This is a genomic window from Anthropogastromicrobium aceti, from assembly GCF_020687335.1.
Lineage (GTDB): Bacteria > Bacillota > Clostridia > Lachnospirales > Lachnospiraceae > Anthropogastromicrobium > Anthropogastromicrobium aceti.
In genome coordinates this window covers 1-26,031 of sequence record NZ_JAJEQN010000021.1, presented here as the reverse complement: position 1 = coordinate 26,031, position 26,031 = coordinate 1, and the positions used below count along the sequence as shown (strand labels likewise).

Here is a 26,031-nt window from a genome sequence, read left to right as displayed (position 1 = left end):
AACACATGGCAGATTTGGCAGTATCTTTACTATCAGCAGATTTTTCGTGTTTAGAAAAACAACTTCAGGAATTAAAAGAGGCAGACGTGAAATGGCTTCACATTGATGTGATGGATGGTAATTTTGTACCTAGCATCTCATTTGGATTTCCGATTGTCAAAACACTAAGAAAGGCATTTTCAGGTGTATTTGACGTCCATTTGATGATCCAGGAGCCGATCCGTTATATCAAAGAGTTTGCAGAATCTGGAAGTGATATGATCACGATTCATCTGGAAGCATGTGAGGATGTTGAGGCTACTTTAAGGTGGATTCGTGAGTGTGGCTGTAAGGCAGGACTTGCAGTTAACCCACATACCCCGATTGAGGAGGTCTATCCATATCTTCATCTGACAGATATGGTGCTTGCCATGACAGTACAGCCTGGATTTGGAGGACAGAAATATATCCATTCAGTAACGAAAAAGGTGGAGACACTGCACAAGTATTTAAATGAGAATGGATTTGATTCTGTTTTAATTGAAGTGGATGGTGGAATTTGTCTTGAAACTGCTCTGGAAGCAGCAGATGCAGGAAGCGATATTCTTGTCAGCGGAAGCAGTGTGTTTAAAGGCAATATTGGACAAAATGTACACGATCTTCTGGAGGCAATGAACCATTCAGAGAAGGTATGATGTATAGGCACAAATAAAAGCAGGACAGGTATGCAGAGAATGAAGAACTTATTGCTTGTATTGGGCGGAACATTAGATGCTTTGTTTTTAAAGGAGTGCTATGAAAAAATGCAGCCACATTTTGTGGTGGCTGCAGATGGAGCACTTGAAAAAGTTTTGGCAGCAGGTATTCCATGCAATTGTGGAATGGGGGATTTTGACACAGTTTCAAAAGATGTGCTTTGTCATTTTGAGGAGGATCAAAATACAAAGTTACTCTCCTTTCCACCTGAAAAGGATGAGACAGATGCAGAGCTTGCTGTGCAGTTTGCAGTAGATCAAAAACCAGATAAGATTTGGATTCTTGGTGCAACAGGAGGCCGTATGGATCATATGCTCGGCAATCTGGAACTTCTTCATATTCCCCTTACAAAAGGCATTGAATGTGAAATAGTTGATCAGCAAAATCGAATCAGGCTGCTAGATGGCCCTATTTTGCTTGAAAAAATGGCTGATTGGAAGTATGTATCATTTTTATCCTACACAGATCAGACACAAGGCATTACATTAAAGGGATTTGTTTATAATGTTGAAAATTTCACCTTGAAAAAGGGAAGTACACGCTGTATAAGCAATGAGATATGTGATGAGAAGGCAGCGGTTTCATTTACGAATGGGCTGCTTTACTGTATTCGTTCACGTGATCTAAGATGATTGATGAAAAAGAGGTATCAGCATTGAGAAAACAAATAATAGGTTTGACAGCATGTCTGGCAGGGCTTTGCTTTAGTGGATGCAGAGACGTTGTACTTTCTACATCTTTAAATGATCATATTCTTTTTAGCGGAACAAAAACCAGACTGAGCTTAGAAGAGTGCAGTCTGGTCTTTCTGGATTTTCAAACACGTTATAATCTTTATTATGAAAATCTGGGAGAAACCGATTTTTGGAAGGAAAAAGCAGGAGAGATTGATTTTTCCGATTATCTGCGTGATGGCAGAATAAAAGAAGAACTGTGCACGTTAGTGCTTTTAAACGATATGGCATCAGGGCTTGGTGTAACACTTACAGATGAGGAACGCAGTGTCTGTCAGGCTGCAGCAGCCGATTATTATGGCAGCCTGTCTGATGAGGAGAAAAGTTACGTACAGTCAGACGAGTCAAAAGCAGCATCTTTGTATGAAAAGTATCGCATTGCACAGAAGACAATTGATGAGCTTTGCTCAGGCATAAACACAGAAGTTAGTGATAATGATAAGCGTGTTATGATACTTCAGTTGATCGCAGCACCATCATACAAGGAAATTGAACAGGCGAAGGAGCGCATTTCATCAGGCGAAGATTTTGAGAGTGTTGCAAAAGAAGTAAGTCGATTTTCGCAGATTGAATATCAGGTAAGCCGCGGAACGCTAAATCCAATTTTGGAGGAAACAGCTATCTACATGAGTGATGGTGAAGTCAGCGATATTATTCAGACAGAGCAGAATTATTATTTGATTCGCTGTGTGGATGATTTTGACGAGGTACTTAGTTCTGAAAATGAAAGTCAGGTATTCGGAAAGCTTCGCTATGCAACATGGTCACAAAGTTTTACGTCATATGCAAAGGAACATACTGTTGGTATTTCAGAGGAGATCTGGGAAAATCTGCATTTCTATCAGACAACAGCTTTTACATCAGATGATCTGTATGAGACGTATGATAGGTATTTTTGTACCAATAGTAATTGACAATAAAATTATTTTTTTCAATAACAAAAAGGCGAGCATACATGCGTGTCAGGCACACATGATGCTCGCCTTTTAGTAAATTTCGAAACTACTCAGAGCCACATTTTCAGAATGCATTTTGCTTACTATGAATAGTTAACAAATTTTAAAAGTATAGCTTCCGCTTACAAGCTCGAAGTCAGCCACACCAGATACAGCAGTATCTGCTATTGCAGCACCTTCGAGGATTTGTACACTATTGTGACCAATAGCTGGAAGTGATAAATGGGCAGTTGTATTTGCTGGTATCGTGCAGTGATACACAATCGAGTTCTCTTTCTTTTCCCAGGAGGAAGTAATTTTTCCAAACGGTGTCTCTTGTTCACCTTTTGCAAAGCTCAGAGCGCCACCCCAGGAAGGTGTCAAGAAAATTCGATGATAGCCAGCCTCGTCTTTTTCTTCTCCTGTCTGAATACCGAGAACGGTGCGGTAGAGCCATTGTCCAATTGAACCATATGCATAGTGGTTGAACGAATTCATTGAAACGTCACCAAATGTGCCTGTTTCTGCAATGTAAGAGTTCCAACGCTCCCAGATAGTAGTTGCACCATTTATAACGCTGTAAAGCCATCCTGGATTACCTTTTTGCTCTAAGAGCGTAAAAGCAAGCTCATTCTGTCCACATTTTGTCAGTGCAGGAAGCAGGTGACTGATTCCAAGGAAACCAACAGAAAGATGATTGTCTCTTCTATGGATCGACTCGACAAAATAATTGGTTGTCTGAGCCATTGTTTCTTCAGGTATGAGATTAAAATCAATCGCAAGTGCATAGGCTGTTTGGCTTGGATGATGGGTGCTTCCTGCATTCTCACAATAGCGTGTCTGATTGATAATAGTACCATCTGCCTGCGGTGTGCCTTTGCTCATCTCACCCCAGTAAGCTAAAGAACCGTCTGGCTGAACCCAAGCCTCACGAAAGGCAGTGCGAATATCCTCGAAACGTTTTTGATAAAGGGCGGCATCATCTGTTTTTCCTAAAATTCGTGCAATGCGAGCCATCAGGTCAGCAACATAAGCGGCATAAGCAGTTGCTGTCAGGATAAATGGAGTAGATTCATCAAATGTCAGATGATCGCCTCGGCTTTGCTGAACCTGAATAAATGGATTAGAAGAAAGATCTGACTGATCATGTCTTTGTACACCATCGACAGTACGAAGACCGCAGTTTTGGCGTGAATTTAGACTTTGGTAAGCAATCCAGCGCGCCATGCACTCATAATTTTCTTCAAGAACACGAGTATCGCCGTAGGCCAGATACATTTCCCAAGGAACAATTACAGAAGCATCTGCCCAACCGGCACATCCGGCAGGACGGTTATCGCCGCCAAGAGGTGCCGTATCCGGGACAGCGCCCTGACGATTATACATTAGCTGACCGTCGCGCACATCAAGAAGCCATTTATTCATAAATGACTGAACATCCATGTTAAAGGCAGCAGTCGGTGCGAAGACCTGTGCATCACCAGTCCAGCCCATACGCTCATTTCGCTGTGGGCAATCGGTGTACACAAGAAGAGAATTGCCGCGCTGTCCCCATTGAATGTTACTCTGAAGCTGATTGACTAACGGATCGGAACACTCAAAGCTTCCAGTTGTGTCTGGTGTGTTGCAAAGAACAAGACCTTCTAAACTTGTTACACAGCTGATATCGGAAAGCTCACAGCCATTTCCTGTGATTTCCACATAGCGAAAACCATGTGATGTAAAGGAAGGAACAAAAGTTTCTCCGTTTTCATCACCGCTAAAGGTATAGGTGTCAGTATTGGCAGCGGAGCGGATATTTTTGATGTAGATTTCGCCGTTTGCATAGCTCATTTCTCCGTAGCGAAGTTTAATTGAAAGACCACGTTCACCCTTTAAGTGAAGGCGAACTGTTCCGACCATGTTCTGACCAAGATCGTAAACAAAATGACCAGTCGGAATTTCCTGTATAGAGATAGGAGTCAACACACGCTCAATCACAGCGGACGGGCCTTCTTGTGCTGTAAGTTCAAATTTCACAGGATTAGTAAAGGTTCCATTTGTAGGAACTGGCTTGCTTGGCCATGGAAGAATGCCACATGTTTTCCAACGTTTGTCACTATTATCAATATGAGACAGATCATTTGGAAGCAGACGCGCATCATAATTTTCACCATCAAGATAGTCAGAGTCAACTACAGCGCCCTTATCAGTAAAAAGCCATGAATTATCGGTCACAAGTTCATCCTTGCTTCCATCGGTGTAGGTAACGATCATGCGTCCCATAAAAGAGTTTTGTTCGCCATATTTCATAGGACCGCTGTAACCGCAGTAACCATTGTAATAACCCTTGCCAACGGTAGCCAAAAGCTGATTTTCGCCCTCATGCAGCAGGTTTGTCACATCATATGTCTGATAGAAAATGCGAAGGCGATAATCAGTAAAGCCTGGTGCGAAAAAGCTGCCATCGGCGTCAATGCCATTTACTTTTACACGGTAGGAACCGCGTGCTGTTGCATATAGACGGGCAGAGGCAATCTTTTTGGATGGGTTTGAATGGAAAGTACCAAGCAGATTTATAGCTGGAACAGGGCAAGCCAGTTCAAACTGATTTTTTATAGTTAAGATTCCATCCTTACAGGAACCAAGAACAGAGAAAATACCAGATTCATCTGAGAAGCTTTCATTCTGGAAAACAGTGTTGGTTTTCGGGTCAGAAATAACAAGATTGTCATAGTATGCAGTACTGCCTAACTGCTTAAAGCCTATAGAGAACAGACATCCACGGCGCGGAACAAAAAATCCGGCATTTGGCATCAGGTCAGCTTCTTTTTGAATTACAGTCACATTATTGATAGAAACAGAAAGATCTCGGTTATCCACTGTAATGGAGATTGTATTCCAATCATGCTCTAAGCCCTCAGAAACTGCATCCTTACTAATTATGTAGCCAACTTTGCTGCCAAGAATAGTCACAGTAGGAATATGGCCTTCTTTGGTGCTGCCATCCCAAGCGTTATCGCAATATTCGTAAATCATAAGTGTGCGGTTATCCATGTCCACATCAAATAATACGTAGTTATCCCTATTTCGGGCAGAGAGTACAATGCCAGCTTTATTACCGATGTCAGTTTTAAAATCAACGTTCATCTGATAGGAGTACAGGCAGGCAGTATTAGTTGTTTGCTTCGGTGAGCCAATCCACTGTGCATTGTTCCACACGGAAGCGTCCTTTCCCATCAGCCCAGTCTCAAACCATGTAACTTCGCTTTCATGCATCATATTTTCTTCATCCCACACGAAGACTTTCCAATAGTAGCGTGTGGAAGGCTCAAGTCTGGTGCAGTCAGCCGTTAACGCGGTGTGCTGTATATAACTCTTTACAATATTACTGTCCCAGATAATGGGAGTCATAGTCTTATCTTTAGAAACGATGATGCGATAAGCGCTCTGCTTAGCACCTGTTCGTGAAGCAGCCATTTGCCAGGAAAACATAGGTGTTTCGCAGTCAACGCCAAGCGGTGTAATTTGTGCCTGTGTGCGGCATTTTACAATAGAAGTGCTCATTATGTCGATCTCCTTTTGCTATTTATTTATCTTTTGGTATCATAGCACAAAAATGGGGGAGTAGCAACCAATGAAGGGTTGTCTGGTCACTAAAATCATGCTATGATAGGGGCAGAGTCTGAATTGCGACTTGAAAAACAAAATATAGTCTGATTATTAGGAGGAGATAGATATGGCTTGCACAACAATATTAGTTGGAAAAAATGCTTCATATGACGGTTCAACAATGATCGCACGAAACGATGATTCAGGAGCCGGACACTATATGCCGAAAAAATTTGTAGTAGTTCATCCAGAGGAAAGACAAAAAGTTTATCGCTCTGTGATTTCTCATGTAGAAATTGAACTGCCTGACAATCCGCTTCGCTGTACATCCATGCCAAATGCAGTTGATGGAGAAGGAATTTGGGCAGCTAGTGGTGTGAATGCGAAAAATGTTGCAATGACAGCAACAGAGACAATAACTTCAAATCCGCGTGTGCTTGGTGCAGATCCACTTGTAGTTTACGAGCCTGCAAAGGATGGAAAAGAAGAAAAAGCGGGTGGTATCGGTGAGGAAGATATCGTTTATATAGTGCTTCCATACATAACAAGTGCGAGAGAGGGTGTAAAGCGTCTGGGCAGTCTTCTTGAGACATACGGTACATATGAGATGAATGGAATTGCATTCCAGGATAAGGATGAAATCTGGTGGCTGGAGACTATCGGCGGTCATCACTGGATTGCAAGAAGAGTGCCGGATGATGTTTATGTAGTAATGCCAAATCAGTTTGGAATGGATGAATTTGACTTAGAGGATGCCTATGGTGAACAGAAAGGTTTTATGTGCTCAGCGGATTTAAAAGAATTTGTCGAGAAAAATCATTTAAATCTTTCTCAGGATGGAAGCTTCATTCCGCGTGATATTTTCGGAAGTCATGATGACTCAGATCATGTGTACAATACACCTCGTGCATGGTATATGCTTCGCACATTAAATCCTCAAACCTTTACATGGGATGGACCAGATGCTGATTATACACCACTTTCCGATGACCTTCCGTGGTGCCTGATTCCAGAAAAGAAGATTACAGTGGAAGATGTGAAATATGTACTGTCCTCACATTATCAGGGAACACCATATGATCCATATCTTTCATATGGCGATAAGTCTATGAAGGGTGCATATCGTTCAATCGGTGTAAATCGAACTGATTTCCTTTCTGTTATTCAGATGAGAGCAGATCACGAGGATGACAGCCGCGCAATTGAATGGGTAGCATTTTGCTCCAATGCATTTAATACACTGCTTCCATTCTATGCAGATGTCGAAAAAACACCAGATTATGTAGCAAATACAGATAAAAACGTGTCCACTGATAATTTCTACTGGACAAGCAGGTTAATTGCAGCGATGGCAGATGCATCTTACAAGAGTTCTCTGTTCCATGTTGAGCGTTATCAAGGTCATGTGATGGCAAAGAGTCATGCGCTGATTGCAAAATATGATGCAAAATTAGCACAGACTGCAGATAAGGCGGAGCGACTTGTCATTAAGCATGAGGCAAATGAGGCAATTGCACAGATGGCAAAGGAAGAAGCACTCGCAACACTTGAAAAGGTGCTTTCTGAACTGACCAATCAGATGAAGAATGCATATTCAAGATCAGATGCATAAGAATTAAGGATTTATTAATCATTCGGGAAAACTATTTTCCGCTAACGCCTTAATAGAAGATGAATATTCTGTTGGCGTCATTCCTGTCAGATTCTTAAACTGACGTGAAAAATATTGAACGGACTGATAACCAAGTCCGGCAGAAATCTGTGTGAAATTGAGACGGCCGCTTCTTATTTGCTGCTTGGCCGTCTCAATTTTTAATTGGTGAAAATAATTGATGGCTCCCGTGTTAAACTGCTCTTTCATAAGCTTTTGCAGCTGCGTGCGTCCAATTAAATTGTCGTGACAAATTTGCTCAAGTGTAATCTGTTCATGAATGTGCTGCTTTAGGTAGTTTGTGATCAGATCAAATATTTCTTCCGTGTTTTTTAATTTATAGGAAGCAGGTTTTTTATCAAGTCCAATACTTTGAGCATTCTCAAAACGGCGCAGCAGATGAAGCAGAAATTCTTCCAGATATAGGCGAATGAGCTGTCCGCTGCCAAGCGGCATAGTTTGCTTAAGAGGCATGGCAGCTAAGTAGGGATCATCAAGGCGGCAGTCAAAGCTTTGCTTTGCCTCTTGAATAATTAAAGCAAGTAAGCGCCGCTCTGTCTGGTCAATGCGAAGAATGCGGTCTGAGAGCGCAAAAAGCTGTTTTTCTGATGAAAGCTGTAAATCAGACTTGTTTGACACAGAAAGATCAAATGAGATAACAATCAGATTCGGTGCAATTTGCCCATCAGAGCGCACGGCATGAAATTCATTTGGCTTATGAAAATAAAGTTCACCTGCTTTTAGCCGAAATTCAGTTTGATCACTTGTAATAATAGTTTCGCCCTTGTCTGCATAAACAAACTCCCAAAAATCATGTGTTTCTCCAGAAAAAGTAAAATCAGTACGGTATTCATAATAGTGAATGCTATATATGGTTCCGATAGAAATAGATGTTTGAAAATCAATACCTGGATAATACATAAGCCGCCTCCTTAGCAATATTCTTATACTTTATTATGAATAGAAAGAAGCTTTTTTTCAAGTATGTTTTGTATACAAATATCTTCACTATGTATACAATCGTCCGTTTAGTTTAAAGCTATCTTGCTTCCTATTTTTTGTCATGTTATATTGAAGAAAAAAAGGAAACGAGGTATTTTTTATGGAAAAGAAATTTGAAGTAAGTGAATTTGCACTCGAAGCAGTGCGCCATTTTGAATTCAGTGGTACATTAATAAATGTTCGTCCATTTGGAAACGGTCATATCAATGATACTTATCTGGCAGAGTATGATATTTTTGGAATGGGTCAGGTAAAGGTGATCATTCAGAGAATGAATCGTAATGTATTCAAACAGCCGGAAGAACTTATGGAAAACATTGTAAATGTAACGGAATTTTTGAAGAAAAAAATTGAAAAAAATGGAGGAGATCCGTCAAGAGAAACATTAAATATTATTTCTTCTGTTTATGGAAAACCATTTTATGTAGATTCGCAGGGAGAGTATTGGCGTGCATATAAGTTCATTACAGGGGCATCCAGTTATGATCTTCCAGAGAATCCAAAACAGTTTTATGAGAGTGCGTATGCATTTGGTCATTTCCAGCAGCTGTTGTCTGATTACCCGGCGGAAACATTGCCCGAAACTATTGTAGATTTTCATGATACAAAAAAGCGTTATCAAACATTTGAGCGTGCCGTGGCAGAGGATGTTTGTGGACGTGCAGCAAGTGTACAGCGTGAGATTGAATTTATCAGACAGCATAAGGCAGTAGCTAGTGAATTTATGGATCGTCTTGAAAGTGGTGAGCTTTCCCTTCGTGTTACGCACAATGATACTAAATTAAATAATGTTATGATTGATGACCTCACAGGAAAGGGAATCTGTGTAATTGATCTTGACACTGTTATGCCAGGTCTTGTGATGAATGATTTTGGTGATTCTATTCGTACTGGAGCCAGTACAGCAGAAGAGGATGAAATTAATTTAAGCCTTGTTTCCTGCAGTATGGAGCTGTTTGAGACATATACAAGAGGATTTTTAAAAGGATGCGGCAATTCATTAACACCGATTGAAGTCAGCCTTCTTCCGATGGGCGCAAAAATGATGACATATGAAAATGGCATTCGTTTTTTGACTGATTATCTGCAGGGAGATGTATATTTTAAGATTGCAAGAGAAAACCACAATCTTGATCGCTGCCGTACACAGTTAAAGTTAGTTGAAGATATGGAAGCAAAGTGGGATCAGATGCAGGAGATAGTGCAAAAAGTCAGCGCTGAAGTCTGAAATAGTCTTGGCATAATTGAAAAAAAGTAGTAAAATAGGAGAAAAGTTGCAAAAAGGGGTGGCAATGGATGAAAAAGGTAAGACAGCTGGCTCATCATTTCTTCTATAATATAGCATTTGTCAAGAAGATGATCTTCTTATTTTGCATCGGTATTTTGGTTCCGATGATTTTTCAGCAGACAGTTTATTATTTAGAGACAGAACGTGGAATAAAAGAACGTATGTTATCAACGGTCAATGAGGCACTAGACGATAAAACATTAAAAATAGCGTCAGTGCTTTCAGAGGCCGCTGCATTAGAAAAGCGATATTCAACAAACGAGACGCTGTATCAGTGTCTGGATAAAAAGTATACAAAGGATCTCGACTATCTGATTCAGTATCAGGAAACGTTTCAGGTACTTTTTTCAGAAACAAATCTGTATCCTTATCATATTAGAATGATCAGATTGTATACAGACAATCCGACACTGATGAATGGCGCTTATGTGAGAAAGACATCCGATATGGAATTAGAATCGCTCGGTGAAACTCTTGATTATGTCAATTTGTATCCAGTGAAGAATCAGACAAATACATATATTCGGACTTCTCATGAAACAAGAAGAATTGCAGGAACATCTGACAGCAGAAGTCTTAGCGTGATTCGTGCGTTTGATTATTATAAGCAGTATGATGCATATCAAAAATTAATTCGTGTTGACGTAGAATATGATGATCTGCTTGCAATTTTGCAGGAGACAAACTTATTTGAAAATATGATATTGACTGATTCTAATAATCAGGTTGTCGTTGCGCTGAATAGTTATGCAAACAGTGGAAAAATGGTGCAGATAAATCCAGAAAAAATAGCGGACAGCGGCAAGCTTTTATTATCACGCGAGCTTTCAAATTTTGGTCTTACGTTATACGGGCTTTATGATATGAGCTCTATTTCAAAAGAGTTTCAAACAAGCAGAATTCAGTCATTTTTTTTGGCAACTGCCAGCATTTTATTTGCACTTGGCTGTGTATATCTTGTGGCAGGAAATATTAGCAGACGGCTAAATCGTCTTGTCACGCAGGCCGATGAGATTGCGCATGGCAATTTTATCAAAAAGGCAGAATCAAGTACGGCACAGGATGAGTTTGGTGTGCTTGAAAAAAGTATGGATCGTATGAGTGCTCAGCAGGAGGACTTGATTGAGCGTGAATATAAAGCGCAGGTACAGCAGGCACAATTAGAAAGGGAAACAAATCAGGCGCGTTTTTTAGCACTTCAAAGTCAGGTAAATCCACATTTCATGTTTAATGCGCTTGAGAGCATTCGATTAAAGGCGCGCGTGAAGGGGGAGATTGAGACAGCTCAGATGATCAAATATATGGCAAAAATGTTTCGTAATTTGATTGAGTGGGATGATAACATTATTACAGTTCGTGAGGAGATTGCCTTTTTAGATGAGTTTCTTCATATTCAAGAGTATCGTTTCGAGGATGAGTTTTCCTATGAAATTCATGTACAGGAGGAGGCCTATGAGTGTAAAATTCCGAAGATGATTTTGCAGCCGCTTGTTGAAAATGCATGTGTGCATGGTCTTGAAGCGATCGAGGATAAACGTTTAGTGGGCATTTGTGTAACAGCCGACTTTACAAAGAATATGCTTTATCTTCAAGTTGAAGACAATGGAGGCGGTATGACAGCAGAGAAGCTAGAGGCATTAAAGGTTTCCTTTCAGGAAAATGATGAAAAAGGAAAAAGTGTTGGTCTGAAAAATGTATATCGAAGATTGTCATTATATTATGGGGATCGTATGACATTTGATATTGAAAGTGTCGTAGGAAAGGGGACAATATGCAGGATATGTATACCGTTATGATTGTAGATGATGAGAAAGCAATTCGTGACAGTCTGCCGGCTGTAATTAATTTTGAAATGTATGGTTTTCGTGTTTGCCAGACAGCTAGAAATGGGCAGGATGCACTCGAAAAAATACGGCAGCAGCACCCGGATGTACTGCTTCTCGATATTCGTATGCCAATTTTAGATGGTCTTGGACTTTTAAAAGAGTTGTCAGAGCAGATGAAGGAGTATCATCCATTTGTCATTATGCTGTCGGGCTACAGCGATTTTGAGTATGCAAGAACAGCGATTCGCTACGGCGTGAAGGCTTATCTGACTAAGCCACTCGATGAGGATGAATTGATAAAAGAGTTGGAAGAATTAAGGGAAGAACTTGACAAGCATCATGCATATCGGGCAAATGAGAAGCTTTTAATGCAGGCAGATGTAGTAAAAAATATGCTTTACAGCGAAAAGCCAGGGATGCGTGATTTGATGAAAGGTACTTTCTTGATGCATTGTGTGATTTTAAAGGATGAATCCTGGAGGGAGCAAAAGGATCCGTATGAGGCGGTACGAAGCTGTATTGAAATGGAGCTTGAGTCTGAACAATGCGTATTTGTGCGAAGCAGAGGGTGCGTATTGACATATCTGGTGGCAGAGAATTGCCTGAATGCATATCAGTCAAGTGTGAGTTTGTTGGGACGTCATCTGCGCCATCGGATGAAATCACAGGGTATTAGCTGTGCTATTTTGTTGGACGAGCATATTTTTGACCTTTCTGCAAATCAATTTCGCAGTGAGTACGACAGTCATCTGTATGAGCTGATGACGCGTGTATTTTGGAGCGAAGAAAAAGTAGTGAGCGATCTTAAAGTATCTGAACAGGAACAGTTTCTTGAGCAGGAAAAAGAAGGATTTGAGGCAATTCGCGCTGCATTTTCACAAAATGATAAGGAGGCTGCCGTGCACAGTATGGAGGCACTTATTTCGCAGGCTGTGCAGAAAAAATTAAATATTGTCATGATTCAGGAGCTTAATTATCGTTTCTTTTATCTTTTGCAGGATTTACTGCAAAAGGCACAAAATACGCAGGTTTCTCTGACAACATTTGACTGGAGAGAAAGTACATGGTATATGCGTCATGAGGAGTGGGAGAAAGCAGTTAAGCATCAGTTTTTGATGGCGGCAGATTGTCTGACGACAGGAAACGTAGATGAGCAGGGAACTGCGTCACAGATCCTGTCTTATATAAAGAAACATTTCAAAGAGCCGCTTTTGGCAAAAGAGGTGGCAGCACACTTTTTTATCAGTCCGGTATATGTAGGACGCGTAATACAGCAAGCATCTGGAGAAACTTTCAAGCAGTATGTGAACCGCCTTAAAATGGAGGAAGCCAAGCAGCTTCTTAGTTCATCAGACCAGCTTGTCTATGAGATAGCAGAAGAACTTGGCTTTAAAGACAGCAAATATTTTATTTCACGTTTTACAGAAGAAACGGGTATGAGTCCGGCTGAGTATCGTAGGAAAAAAGGAAACTAAAAGCAATATTTGCAAATAGAGCAAGATATACAAATAAAAATGGTTTAAAAAGTGGAATAAAAGCAGATCTTTCTGTATTGAGGATTGTGAAAAATTACGGTATAATGATAATACCATCAAACAAATTAAGAGAAACCACATAAGACGAAAGAGTGGTTTCAGAAAGAGAGGCATTTATGAAAAAGCGTGGCATGTTAACAATGGTTTTGGCATCAGCAATGGCAGTTAGTACATTGGCAGCAGTTCCGGCATCAGCAGATGAGACAGCTGCAAGCAGTCTTGATATTTACGGTGGATTAACACCAATGGAAGATGCAGACGATCCGATTACCTATACAATTTTTGTACGTGACCCTGGTGTGGCACCATCAGAGGACAATCCGGTAATCAAGAAGATTCAGGAACTGACCGGTGTTACATTAAAGTTTGAATATCTTGTAGGTGATCTTGATCAGAAGCTTGGTGTTATGATTGCAGGCGGTGATTATCCAGATGCGATCTTTGCAGGAGATGCAGCTACAAAGCTGATGGATGCAGGCGCTTTTATTCCGCTTGAGGATGAGATCCCGAAGTATGAGAATCTGAATGCGATGTACTCTCAGGTAACAGATTATCTGACGCAAGAAGATGGTCACATGTACAACATGGAAATTTACGGAACCATGAAGAACGATGTGACAAAGAATCCACCTGTATTTGAGTGTGGTATTGGCTTCTATATTCAAAAGGCAGTTCTTGCAGAAGCTGGTTATCCAGAGATTCACACGTTAGATGAGTATTTTAAGATCATTGAGGATTACATGGCAAAATATCCGGAGATCGATGGCGTTAAGACAACAGGATTTGAAATTTTAGCAGATGGCTGGCGTAACTGGGCACTGTTAAATCCAGTTCAGAATCTTCTCGGAGCAGGAAATGACGGAGCAATCTTTGTTGATCAGGATACATTTGAGACATCCTTCTTCCAGATTAGTGATGATGCATATGATTTCTACAAGAAGTTAAATGAAGAATATCATAGCGGTGTAGTTGATCCAGATACATTTACTCAGGATTATGACCAGTACATCGCAAAGTTGACAACAGGAACCGTTCTTGGTTTTTATGATCAGAACTGGAATTTTAGCAGTGCAATGAATTTGTTAAAGGCCGATGGAAAATATGATCGTACTTATGTTGCTCTTCCAATCACAAATCCTGGTGTAAAGGATGGCTACCTGGATCAGTCAAATGGTATACCGACTGGAACAAATGGAATTGGTATCACCATCAATTGCGAGAATCCAGATCGTCTGCTTCGTTTCTTTGACTGGATGCTTCAAAGAGAGGTACAGGACTACTTACAGTGGGGAGAAGAAGGTACTGACTGGGTTTATAACGAAGATGGAACAGGAAGATTATTGACAGATGAGCGTCGCGCGATCAATTATGATACGGCATTAAAGCGTGATCAGACTGGATTCCCACTGTGGAACTATTGCCCGAAGTGGACAGGACTTTACACGGAAGATGATATGCCATGTGGACCAGACGAGTCAGCTGATGAGTATATGGCAGCGCAGTCTGATTATGATCAGAGCTTTTTAGAGAGCTATGGAATCAAGTATCCGGCAGAGATGTTCTCCGATCCGATAATTCGTCCGGCATACTATCCAGTATGGGCAATGTCACTTGAGGATGGCAGCGCAGCTGCAGTTGCAAGCACAAAGATTACGGACGTTACCATGAAGTTTTATCCAAGATTGATCCTTGCTTCTGATGAGGCAGAATATGACTCTATCTGGGAAGATTTCTTGAGTGAGTTTAATGCAATTGATCTGGATGCATATCAGACTGAGATTGACAGACAGATTGAATTAAAGATGGGCAAGTAAATTTGTGACTTTTGGTAAGAGGAGGGTGCAACTTCCCTCCTCTTGTTTTATAAAAAAGAGCTGTGAGAAAGGGGTCATGTCGATGAAACAGAAAAAACAAAAACAGCCGTTAAGTAAGACATTCAAAAAAATTGCAACAAACAAAGTTCTCTATATTATGCTGGTTCCTTGCATGATATATACCTTTATTTTTTCGTATTATCCATTAACTGGGTGGATTATGGCATTTGAAAATTACAAACCGGCAAAGGGCTACTGGGGATCCAAATTTGTCGGATTTGATCAGTTTCGATTTTTATTCGAAGATATAGAATTCTGGAGAAGTATGCGAAATACATTGGCTATGTCTGTGATGAATCTGATATTTAGCTTTTTATTTGCAATTGTATTTGCACTTCTTTTAAATGAAATTAAGTCGCTTCCACTCAAAAAGATTACACAGACAGTGTCATATCTTCCACATTTTTTGAGCTGGATTATTGTGTGTTCTTTGATTTCCAAGATGCTTTCTACAAACGATGGTGCAGTCAATAACGTACTTATGAAACTGGGATTGATTAAAGAGCCTTTATTATTTTTAGGTGATCAGAAATATTTTTGGTGGATTACTACATTTGCTAATATCTGGAAGGAAACCGGATGGAATTCGATCATTTACATAGCAGCAATTGCCGGAATAGATCAGTCTCTTTATGAGGCAGCGGAGCTTGATGGTGCAGGACGTTTCCGCAAGATGTGGCATGTCACACTTCCAGGAATCAAGTCCACCATTATCGTATTGTTAATTATGAATCTTGGATGGGTTATGAATGCAAGCTTTGAGGTTCCGTACATTTTGGGAAGTGGTTTGCTGCAGGATGTTTCCCAAACTATTGATATTTTTGTATTAAAATATGGTATGAACATCGGAAACTATTCACTAGCAACAGCTGCTGGTATTTTTAAATCTGTGATATCACTGTTTCTGGTATTTTCAACTAATGCGATTGCAAATAAAATGGGCGAGAGCAGCCTGATGTAAGGAGGAGTGGTTATGATACAAAGAGGAATGAGAAGGCCGCGCAAGAAATTTTATATCAGTAAGCGTGCGCTGCGTCCGGGAAATGTAATTTTTACGATAGTAAATACACTTATTATGCTATGTGTAATCGTTGTCATGCTGTATCCATTCTGGAATACGATTGCTGTATCGTTTAACGATGCGCAGGATACTCTTCGCGGTGGAATTAAGCTTTTCCCAAGAGTTTTTTCACTTTACAGCTATCAGAGCGTATTTAAAAATAAGCTGATGGTTATTGCAGCAATCAATTCTGTACTTCGAACTTTGATCTCAACTGTACTTGGAGTTTTGTTTGGATCTATGATTGCGTATGTTTTATCAAGAAAAGAGCTTGTAGCAAAGAAATTTATCACATCATATTTTCTCGTGACGATGTATATTTCAGCAGGATTGATTCCGAATTATTTTTTGATGAAGGATTTAAAGATGATAAACAGCTTTGCTGTCTATGTGGTTCCAGGACTTGTAAGCGTTTATAATATCATTGTTATTCGATCATTTATCCAAGGTCTTCCAGAAAGCTTAACTGAGGCTGCTATGGTGGATGGTGCAGGTCATTTTCGCTGCTATTGGCAGATCGTGCTTCCATGCTGCAAGCCAGTTTTGGCAACAGTTGCACTGTGGTGTGCAGTAGGCGCATGGAATCAGTGGTTTGATACGTTCCTTTATTGTTCAAGCAAAGAAAATCTGACCACGCTTCAGTATGAGATGATGAAACTTTTATCATCGGCCACACAGTCAGGACGAGATCTGTCTAGTGTATATGGAAATGGACAGCAGGTAGCAAATACAATCACACCAACCTCGATACGTGCAGCTGTAACAATTGTTGCTTCTGCTCCAATCCTAGTTGTATATCCATTTTTACAGAAATATTTTGTAAAGGGCGTAACGCTCGGTGCAACGAAAGGGTAACGTTACTTGTTTCGTGCCCTATATTCGCTGGGAGTGCAGCCAATATCCTTTTTAAAACTGCGGTTAAAGGAAGAAACATCGTGAAAACCACAGGCAAGAGCAATTTTACAGATAGCATCATTCGTTTCGACAAGAAGCTGGGAGGCTTTCTTTAACCGAATCTGGTTTATGTAATCCCAGTAGGTATGTCCAGTACAGATGCGAAAATGTCTGGCAAAATAAAATTTTGAGAGACCGGTCTGTGTGGCAGCTTCCTCAAGTGAGGGAATGTGTTCAAAGTCTGTTTCAATTTTAGATAAAAGTGTCTGAATGGCAGTTTTGTGATCTGAGTTTGCTAACTGACTTTGTGCATTGGGACTAATTTTACTAGCAAGCAAATTTTGCGTGTAACAAATGAAAAACTGCAGCAAGAGAGAGTATATTTGTAAAATTCGAATAGGGCTGTCACTCCAGTATACTTCTGCACATTGCATGAGAACTGTAATTTCATGCTCATATATATCAGGACAAGTTGTCTGGTTTATCAAAACAGCATTAGAAAAAGCACTGCGTACAAAGCGAAAATCATACATGGAGTTAAAGATTGTCAGCTCAAATAAAAAGATAAAGCGAGATCCTTCACCTTTTGGATTTCCTTGTATGGAGTGCAATGCACCAGGGGGAACGACAAGAATATCACCAGGTTGAAGATGAAAAATCTGGTTTTGTACTGTTACGGTGTAGCAGTTCTCCAGTGCAACAATCATTTCAGTGGCATTATGCCAGTGCGTCATATAGCGATCAGGCTGTTCATTGTACCACAGACGAAGAGCCGCGTTTTCAACAAAAGGCGGATGCTCGTATTCTTCAGGCTCACTTATTTGAAGGCCTTGTGCAAGATCAGGCTGATTGCGATATAAAGCGCGCTTTGATTCGGAAAGAGAAAAAAGATAGCTAGGATTCATATGGCAGCTCCTTTCAGGGCGAAAATAAAGACTTTTTATAGTATAGCACAGAAAACGGCGAAAAGAAAAGATCAGGAGGAAAAAACATGGAAGAACGAATCTATCGAAATATTTGGAAAGAGATAGGAATCAGCGATGCGCAGGTAGAAGAACGCCTGTCACAACTGATTTCTACATTTTTTTATGATGAAAAAGAACGGCTGTATTTCCCGGTGGGGGACGATATGGCGTATATTGAAGACACAGGAAATAATGATGCACGTACAGAGGGCATGTCTTATGGAATGATGCTTTGTGTGCAACTAGATATGAAAGAGGAATTTGACCGAATCTGGAAATGGGCAAAAACATATATGTATATGGAAGAAGGCGAAAATGAGGGCTATTTTGCTTGGTCATGCCAGACAGATGGCACAAAAAATTCTTATGGCCCGGCTCCAGACGGTGAGGAATATTTTGCTATGGCTTTGTTTTTTGCATCACATCGTTGGGGGGATGGAGAAGGTATTTTTGCATATGAAAAAGAAGCAAAAGAGCTGCTTCGCGCCTGCATTCATAAAGGAGAAAATGGCAGACTAGGAGAGCCCATGTGGAATCGTGAAAATAAGCAGATTTTGTTTGTGCCAGGATCACCATTTACTGATCCATCGTATCATTTGCCTCATTTTTATGAGTTGTTTGCAAAGTGGGCATACGAGGAAGATCGTCCGTTTTGGGCAGAAGCTGCGAAAGTCAGCCGTGAATTTATGAAGAAGTCAAGTCACCCAAAAACAGGTATGTCGCCAGAGTATGCAGAGTTTGATGGCTCACCTGTAACAAAGGTATTTGAATGGGGGCGTCACGACTGGTTTTACAGTGATGCCTATCGCACAGCAGCGAATATCGGACTTGATTATGCGTGGTTTAAGACAGATGTAGGTCAGACACAGGCAGTTTCTCGTTTACAGTATACACTTGGCGTGGTAAATAAAGAAAATCCATATATGACATATGAGGTAGACGGAACAGTACTTGATCAGAAGGCACTTCATCCAGTTGGTCTTTTGGCTACAACGGCAGAGGGCAGCTTAGCGGTGTTAAAAGATCCAGTGCAGCAAGAAATGATCAATTCTGCTGAAAAAGAGCTGGCACTTTGGTGGGTAAAAAAGTTTTGGGAGACACCGCTTCGTACGGGAAAGCGTCGCTATTATGATAACTGTCTTTATATGTTTGCATTTTTGGCGCTGGCCGGAAAGTATAGGATATGGTGAGCACTATGAAAACAGGTAAAATATTGGTAGCAAAAAATCCCATTATTGATTCAGATTTTCCAGATCCAGATATCATACGAGTTGGAAACACTTATTATATGGCGAGTACGACAATGCATTTTATGCCGGGGTGTGTAATTTTACGTTCATACGATCTTGTAAAATGGGAAATTCTTTCACATGCGTATAAAAGATTAGACAATACACCGCGTTATTATATGGAAGGAAACCAAAACATTTATGGTCAGGGAATGTGGGCACCAACATTTCGATATCATAAAGGAAAGTATTATATTGTATTTACATCAAATGATACTCATAAATCACATTTACTGACATCAAGTGATCCGAATGGACCATGGAACCATCAGACGATAGAAGGCTGGTATCATGACAGCGGATTGTTTTTTGATGATGATGACCGTGTTTATATTGTGCATGGACAAAAAACACTTTATCTGACACAGCTAAAAGCGGATTTATCGGGACCAGAGGAGAATGGTCTAAATCGGATTGTGGCACAAGATAAGGAAAATGCAGATCTTGGCTATGAAGGCTCTCATATGTATAAAAAAGACGGAAACTATTATATATTTACTTGTCATATGGAAAAGGGAAAAAAGAAAACAGAGGATTGCTTTGTGTCGGATTCCCTGACTGGAGCGTTTAAGGGGAAATGTATCATAGATGATGATATGGGATATCACGGTCTCGGTGTGGCACAAGGTGGTATGGTATATACGCCAGATGGAGACTGGTATGCCTTTATGTTTCAGGATCGAGGTGCGCTTGGAAGAGCGCCCGTGCTGATGCCAATGCATTTTGAAGATGGTTTTCCGATAATCGGTGAGAATGGGAAAGTGCCAGAAGTGGTAACTGTTTTGGATACAGGTTATCAATATGCGGCAATAAATGGAAGTGATGATTTTTTCTATAAGCCAGATGAAAATGGTCAGATTACATTAAAAAATTTCTGGGAATTTAATCATCAGCAAATGGACGACTTTTGGTCAGTTACTGAAAATCCAGGACATTTGCGTCTACATTCAGCTAAGCTGTCGCCAACTCTTTTTCAGGCGTATAATACGCTGACACAGCGAACCGTTGGACCAAAATGTGCGGCAGAGGTGACACTTAGGTTTGCTCATATGAAAAATGGAGATGTTGCTGGAATTAGTACATTTATCGGTAATTATGGATTTACAGGTGTGAAAAAAGAAAACGATCAGTTTTATCTGATTATGATGGGACGTCCGGCAAAGGATACAACTGTGTTTGGCCAGTTTGAATATGAAAATCCAGGTATTGAATATCAGAGGGTTCCAATAATCGATACATCAGTTTGTCTTCGCGCAGAGGCTGATTTTACTGACAAGAAAGATCTGGCATCCTTTTTCTATAAAAATCGAGAAGGTTGGCAGAAACTTGGCATTGACCAGCCAATGTATTTTAAGATGGATTTGTTTACTGGATGTCGTTTTGGACTGTTTTACTATTCGACCAAGCAGACTGGAGGATTTGTAGACTTTTCTAAATTCCAATTTTTTGAACCGAAGGAGGAAGGATGAGAGAATGTCGTTTATTAAATAATAATTGGAAATTTACCTATGGAGATCAGGTAACTGCCACAAGTAAAGAGATTGCAAGCTGGCAGGACATTGGAATTCCACATTCATTTGGAATTCCATATTTTATGGAAAAAGAATTCTATGTGGGATATGGAACTTACTCAACCTGGATTTCATTGGCGGAGGAAGACTGTAAAAAAAGACTTCGATTGGAATTTTTAGGTGTTTTTCAAAAAGCGCGTGTTTATTTAAATGGAGAAAAGGTTGGAGAGCATAGAGGTGGTTATACACCGTTTTTGGTAGAACTTACAAATGTGGCTCGTCCAGGAAAAAATCATTTGATTGTCAGCGTGGACAATCTGTGGGATGCAAGGCTTGCTCCGCGTGCAGGAGAGCACCAATTTAATGGCGGTATTTACCGTGATGTGCAGCTGATTTTAACAGAATTTTGCGGTATTGAGGAATACGGGGTATTTGTACAGACAACGAAGCTTGAAAGAGAAAATGAAGATCCGAATGGATGGAATGCAACTGTAAAAATTGATACACAGGTATTTGATCAGCGCCCTGATATTGGAGAATATCAAAACAATGGGCTATCCCAGATGCAAGAACCACTTTTTCTTGAAACTTGTATTTTGGATGGAGAAACTGTGCTGGCAAAAGAAATCTCACGAATCAACATGAAAACGGAAGGAGAGATTGATTCTGAAAAGAAGGATCGTAACAGTACTTCAAGTCTGAATTCGAAGACAATTACTCAGCAAATTTCGTTGTCAGGTATACAACCGTGGTCACCGAATTCGCCTAAATTGTATACAGTAGTCAGCCGTGTGAACTATAATGGAATTTTAGTTGACTGTGTGCGCACAAATTTTGGCATTCGAACAGTACGATTTGACAAAGACAATGGATTTTTCTTAAATGGAGAGCATTTTGCCATTTTAGGTGCTAATGTCCATCAGGATCATGCTGGATGGGCGGATGCCGTTACGCGATCAGGGATTCGAAGAGACATCCAAATGATAAAAGAGTGCGGCATGAATACCATTCGTGGTTCTCATTATCCCCATCACCCATACTTTGCACAGGTTTGCGACGAGAAAGGTATTCTATTCTGGTCGGAGATGTGCTTTTGGGGAACGGGAGGCGACAAACAGGAAGGATATTGGACAGCAAGCGCATATCCTCCAAATGAGTCTGATCAGACTGCTTTTGAAAAAAGTTGCCTTGACCAGTTAGAGGAGATGATTTGCACGCAGCGAAATCATCCATCGATCATTTGCTGGAGCATGTGCAATGAGGTTTTCTTTACCGATGCACCGGTAAAGGATAAGGCAAAAGAGCTGATTCGAAAAATGGTAGAGCGTTCTCATGAGCTTGATCCATCGAGACCAGCAGCAGTGGGCGGTGCGCAGAGAGATGGATTTGACGTGCTAGGAGATCTGGCAGGCTACAATGGGGATGGAGCAGCATTGTACCATGATCCAGGATTTCCGAGTTTGGTTTCTGAATATGGAAGTAGCATAGAGACGCGCCCAGGAAAATTTGAGCCGCGATTCACCGATGGAACTGAGATTGACTATCCGTGGCGAAGCGGAAAGATTTTGTGGTGTGGCTTTCATCATGGCAGTATTTTTGACGGCATGGGTTCAATGGGAATGATCGATTATTATCGTTTGCCACTTGCCTGTTGGTACTGGTACCGAGAGCATTTGGCTGGAAAAAGTGCACCAAAACCAAAGAAAGAAGGCACTCCTTTTCAGATTCGTCTAAGCAGTGATGTTAATAGATTTCGTGCAAACGGACAGGAGGATGCATGGATTTGTGCAGAACTTTTGGATCAAGAAGGAAATCCGATTTCAAATGAAATCGAGCTGACATTCACAGTAGAAAAAGGAGATGGTATTTTCCCAACTGGAAAGACGATCACGTTCTCACCAGAAAAGAAAAACATGTTGGATGGACTTGCTGCAATCGAATTTCGAAGCTGGTATGGCGGTGAAAATGTGATTTGTGCAACAGCAGATGGTGTAAAATCTGCAAAGATTTGTATTTTTGCAGATGGAGAGCCAAAACCCAAGAACACGGTGTTAAATCCGATGCTTCCACCGCCGTATACAGTAGGAGAGCCAAAGCCAAAAGAAAGGTACGATGAGGCAAAGAGGCATCCAGTATTTGCTGATAGCTTTGAGATCGGGCATGAGCCTTATTTTGTGACAGCAGAGGAAGAAGGCAGTTGGATGCCAAAAATGTCAGATTCATCAAAGCATCTATCAGAACAGATGCATTGGGTTATGGTTGACCTTGAAGGTGTCAGACGGATCAATCAGTTAGAGGTTAGCTTTGAAGATGAGCCAGATACACTGGAAAAATCAAAAAAGAACTTGCCAGAGACAATTGTGGCAGAACTTCGCTCAGATTTAGAGTGGGAGAAGGTTATATTAAAAAGGAAAAAAGAAAATCAGAAAGGAAACGATTGCAAAGAGTGCTATCAGGCAGAGGGAATCTACTTTACTCGCTATTTTAGAATTGACTGGAATCAAACCAAACTGCCTGTAGCGCAAATCCATCTTTGGACAGGAGGAGAAGAGAATGAATGAAGTGATTCAAAAAACCATTCAAATTGAAGAAAACAAAGAATATGTATTCCGTAATCAGGTAGATTTCTGTATTGGAACTGGGCGCATGGGACTTGCGCTGACAAAAGAATATCAGGAGCAGCTGTCACTTGTACAAAAGGAGATTGGCTTTTCTCATATCAGAGGTCATGGACTATTTTGTGATGATATAGGTATTTATCAGGAAACGCCAGAAGGTGAGTCAGAGTACAATTTTACATATCTTGACCGTGTGATGGACAGCTATATCTCGCTTGGTCTGCGTCCATTTTTGGAGCTTGGCTTTATGCCGCAGAAAATGGCATCAGGAACGCAGACTATCTTTTACTGGAAGGGAAACACAACACCGCCAGCAAGCTACAAGAAATGGACTGATATGGTAACGGCGCTTTTGTCTCATCTTTGCGAGCGCTATACCACCGATGAAGTTGTTACTTGGCCAATTGAAGTATGGAATGAGCCAAATCTGCCAGGATTCTGGGAAAATGCAGATATGCCTGAGTATTTCAAACTGTTTCATACAACATTTGATGCAATAAAAAAGTTAGACAGCAGATTTTTAGTTGGCGGACCAGCTGTGTGCGGAGGAACCGATGAAGTGTGGATCCGTTCCTTTATGGAATATTGTGAAACAAATGATCTTGCCGTAGATTTTGTAACAAGACATCACTATACCTCCGAGCCACCAAAGACACAAGGACATTACAGCTATATTGAGCTGATGGATCCAGAGGATGGCTTTGCCAATCTTCATACGACAAGAGAGATTATTGACAGTTTCCCTCGCTTTAAGGGACTGCCAATTCACATTACGGAGTTTAACACTTCATATGTGCCAAACTGCCCAATTCACGATACAAATCAAAATGCAGCATACATTGCGCATCAGCTTTCGCGCCTTGGTGATGATAACGAATCATATTCATACTGGACATTTGGTGATGTATTTGAAGAGTTTGGTGTACCGTTTACTCCATTTCATGGCGGTTTTGGCCTTGTCGCAAATGGCTGTATTCCAAAGCCAACTTTCTGGACATTTGCTTTCTTTAAAAAGTTAAAAGAGAAGAAAGGTATCTGTGTCTACAAGGATGAAACTTGTGTTGTGATGAAATATGAAGATGGTTCTTACAGGGGAATTGCATGGAATGCGACGAGGAATCGTTCTGGAAAAGATCTTTGTTTAAATCTGACGATACCAACCACGCAGTCAGCCTCCACGGATGCATATCTATTTCTGACGCAGATAGTCGATGAAGAGAACTGTAATCCGCTAAAGGTATGGCATGATCTTGGTGAACCGGCAAACCCGACAAAAGATCAGATTGATCTTTTAAAGCAGACAGCCCGTCCACAGATTCACACCGAGCGTATGGTACCTGTATCAATGCCAGAATCACACATTTCGATTGAACTAAATATCAAGGAAAATGGTGTTGTTTACTTTTTGCTTGAACCAAAACCACTTCATCCAGATCGTGGTTACTCATATGAGCTCGTAATGCAGTATGAAAAAAGATAAGGCAAAAAGGTAAAAATAACGTAAAAATCGCATATTGTCAAAAAAAACTCCTTTGCTGTATAATGAACAATGTAAAAAACAGCAAAGGAGTTGAATTTATGAAAGATATGAAGCGACTGTTCGGGTATATGGGGCCTTACAAAAAGGACATGATTCTCGGCGCGCTGTTTGTCATGATCGAGACTGGTTTTGAGCTGTTTATCCCGATCATGATTTCAAACTTGATTGATATCGGAGTGGCAAATCACGATGTCAATTATATTTATGTAAAGGGAGTCCAGATGGCACTGCTTGCACTTGGAGCACTTGTCACTGGTCTTTTGTATGCCCATTTTTCAGCAAAGGCCTCATATGGATGGGGTGCAGAGATTCGAAAGGCAGAATATGCAAGAGTACAGCAGTATGCATTTTCTAATCTTGATCATTTTGTGACATCATCTTTGATTACAAGAATGACAACAGATGTTAATGTACTTCAAAACATGATAATTTCAGGCTTTCGTCCGATTACTAGAGGTCCGTCACTTTTGATCATGGGAATTGGTCTTTCCTTCTATATGAATCCGAAGCTGGCGTTTGTTTTTGTGGTGTGCACACCGATTTTAGCAATCATTCTTTTTGTGATTGTGCGTAAGGTTGCACCGATGTACACCAGACTGCAAAGCATTATGGATCGATTAAATCAGGTTGTGCAGGAAAATCTTATAGCAATTCGTGCTGTCAAGGCATTTGTCCGTGACGAGTATGAAGAGGACAAATTTGAAGAGGTAAACCATGATATGGCAAAGTCAAGTGAAACTACGTTTCACTATGCGGTGTTGAATCTTCCGGCTTTTCAAGAAATTATGTACACTACGATTGTCATGATTTTGTGGTTTGGAGGAAATATGATCTTAAAATCTGAACTTGCAGTCGGAAATCTGACTGGCTTTTTAAGTTATAAAATTTTTAGGCGAAAACCCAGGCACATTTAATTAAAAAATTTATGCTATTAAATCGGGAAAAAATCACATTCTTTGAACTTGCACATTGAGAAATTAAAG

The 26,031-nt window shown here is 40.6% G+C and carries 18 protein-coding genes; 15 read left to right on the top strand and 3 right to left on the bottom strand.

Annotation, left to right across the window (positions count from 1 at the left end; genetic code table 11):
* Positions 1-5: 5 nt before the first annotated feature.
* Genes rpe through LKD48_RS09145 form a run of 3 tightly spaced genes read left to right on the top strand, consistent with a single transcriptional unit; the run spans position 6 to position 2,383 of the window.
* The gene (gene rpe / locus LKD48_RS09155) at positions 6-674 is read left to right on the top strand and encodes a ribulose-phosphate 3-epimerase (protein WP_066562237.1); all 669 of its coding nucleotides are present in this window, start codon (positions 6-8) and stop codon (positions 672-674) included.
* Positions 675-713: 39 nt separating this feature from the next.
* The gene (locus LKD48_RS09150; protein ID WP_308731846.1) at positions 714-1,367 is read left to right on the top strand and encodes a thiamine diphosphokinase; all 654 of its coding nucleotides are present in this window, start codon (positions 714-716) and stop codon (positions 1,365-1,367) included.
* A 23-nt stretch (positions 1,368-1,390) separates the two neighbouring features.
* On the top strand, positions 1,391-2,383 hold the full coding sequence (locus tag LKD48_RS09145) for a peptidylprolyl isomerase (RefSeq protein ID WP_308731845.1): 993 nt from the start codon (positions 1,391-1,393) through the stop codon (positions 2,381-2,383).
* A gap of 135 nt (positions 2,384-2,518) precedes the next feature.
* Here LKD48_RS09145 and LKD48_RS09140 read toward each other — a convergent pair whose 3' ends face one another.
* Entirely contained in the window at positions 2,519-5,950 is a 3,432-nt protein-coding gene (locus LKD48_RS09140; RefSeq protein WP_308731844.1) for an alpha-L-rhamnosidase, read from the bottom strand.
* Between the two features lie 172 nt (positions 5,951-6,122).
* Here LKD48_RS09140 and LKD48_RS09135 point away from each other — a divergent pair, with 172 nt between their 5' ends.
* Complete coding sequence (locus tag LKD48_RS09135; protein ID WP_227102011.1) at positions 6,123-7,607, top strand: C69 family dipeptidase; 1,485 nt, start codon at positions 6,123-6,125, stop codon at positions 7,605-7,607.
* Between the two features lie 18 nt (positions 7,608-7,625).
* Here the strand turns inward: LKD48_RS09135 and LKD48_RS09130 are convergent, their stop codons facing one another.
* On the bottom strand, positions 7,626-8,567 hold the full coding sequence (locus LKD48_RS09130) for an AraC family transcriptional regulator (RefSeq protein WP_308731843.1): 942 nt from the start codon (positions 8,565-8,567) through the stop codon (positions 7,626-7,628).
* Between the two features lie 181 nt (positions 8,568-8,748).
* On the opposite strand from LKD48_RS09130, the gene LKD48_RS09125 reads away from it, so the two are divergent.
* The 6 genes from LKD48_RS09125 (at position 8,749) to LKD48_RS09100 (ending at position 17,086) form a co-directional block, all read left to right on the top strand.
* Entirely contained in the window at positions 8,749-9,876 is a 1,128-nt protein-coding gene (locus LKD48_RS09125) for a phosphotransferase enzyme family protein (protein WP_308731842.1), read from the top strand.
* Between the two features lie 68 nt (positions 9,877-9,944).
* The gene (locus LKD48_RS09120) at positions 9,945-11,732 is read left to right on the top strand and encodes a sensor histidine kinase (RefSeq protein ID WP_308731841.1); all 1,788 of its coding nucleotides are present in this window, start codon (positions 9,945-9,947) and stop codon (positions 11,730-11,732) included.
* Complete coding sequence (locus LKD48_RS09115; protein ID WP_227102007.1) at positions 11,708-13,237, top strand: response regulator transcription factor; 1,530 nt, start codon at positions 11,708-11,710, stop codon at positions 13,235-13,237. Before LKD48_RS09120 ends, LKD48_RS09115 begins: the two co-directional genes overlap by 25 nt.
* Before the next feature lie 176 nt (positions 13,238-13,413).
* On the top strand, positions 13,414-15,111 hold the full coding sequence (locus tag LKD48_RS09110; protein WP_308731840.1) for an extracellular solute-binding protein: 1,698 nt from the start codon (positions 13,414-13,416) through the stop codon (positions 15,109-15,111).
* Between the two features lie 82 nt (positions 15,112-15,193).
* Positions 15,194-16,132 carry an ABC transporter permease gene (locus LKD48_RS09105; RefSeq protein WP_118613083.1) on the top strand — a complete coding sequence of 313 codons (939 nt, stop codon included), beginning with the start codon at positions 15,194-15,196 and terminating at the stop codon, positions 16,130-16,132.
* A gap of 12 nt (positions 16,133-16,144) precedes the next feature.
* Positions 16,145-17,086, top strand: a complete 942-nt coding sequence (locus tag LKD48_RS09100) for a carbohydrate ABC transporter permease (protein ID WP_227102005.1) — start codon at positions 16,145-16,147, stop codon at positions 17,084-17,086.
* 2 nt (positions 17,087-17,088) lie between these two features.
* On the opposite strand, the gene LKD48_RS09095 is transcribed toward LKD48_RS09100, so the two are convergent.
* Positions 17,089-18,030 (bottom strand): helix-turn-helix domain-containing protein, encoded by a 942-nt coding sequence (locus LKD48_RS09095; protein ID WP_308731839.1) that lies wholly within the window; start codon positions 18,028-18,030, stop codon positions 17,089-17,091.
* Between the two features lie 86 nt (positions 18,031-18,116).
* On the opposite strand from LKD48_RS09095, the gene LKD48_RS09090 reads away from it, so the two are divergent.
* The 5 genes from LKD48_RS09090 (at position 18,117) to LKD48_RS09070 (ending at position 25,962) form a co-directional block, all read left to right on the top strand.
* On the top strand, positions 18,117-19,280 hold the full coding sequence (locus LKD48_RS09090) for a family 8 glycosyl hydrolase (RefSeq protein ID WP_308731838.1): 1,164 nt from the start codon (positions 18,117-18,119) through the stop codon (positions 19,278-19,280).
* 5 nt (positions 19,281-19,285) lie between these two features.
* On the top strand, positions 19,286-20,848 hold the full coding sequence (locus tag LKD48_RS09085; RefSeq protein WP_308731837.1) for a glycoside hydrolase family 43 protein: 1,563 nt from the start codon (positions 19,286-19,288) through the stop codon (positions 20,846-20,848).
* Entirely contained in the window at positions 20,845-23,451 is a 2,607-nt protein-coding gene (locus LKD48_RS09080; RefSeq protein ID WP_308731836.1) for a glycoside hydrolase family 2 protein, read from the top strand. Before LKD48_RS09085 ends, LKD48_RS09080 begins: the two co-directional genes overlap by 4 nt.
* Positions 23,444-24,988, top strand: a complete 1,545-nt coding sequence (locus LKD48_RS09075) for a GH39 family glycosyl hydrolase (RefSeq protein WP_308731835.1) — start codon at positions 23,444-23,446, stop codon at positions 24,986-24,988. Before LKD48_RS09080 ends, LKD48_RS09075 begins: the two co-directional genes overlap by 8 nt.
* 98 nt (positions 24,989-25,086) lie before the next feature.
* Positions 25,087-25,962, top strand: coding sequence for an ABC transporter permease (locus LKD48_RS09070; RefSeq protein WP_227102000.1), 876 nt, complete (start codon positions 25,087-25,089; stop codon positions 25,960-25,962).
* Positions 25,963-26,031 lie beyond the last annotated feature (69 nt).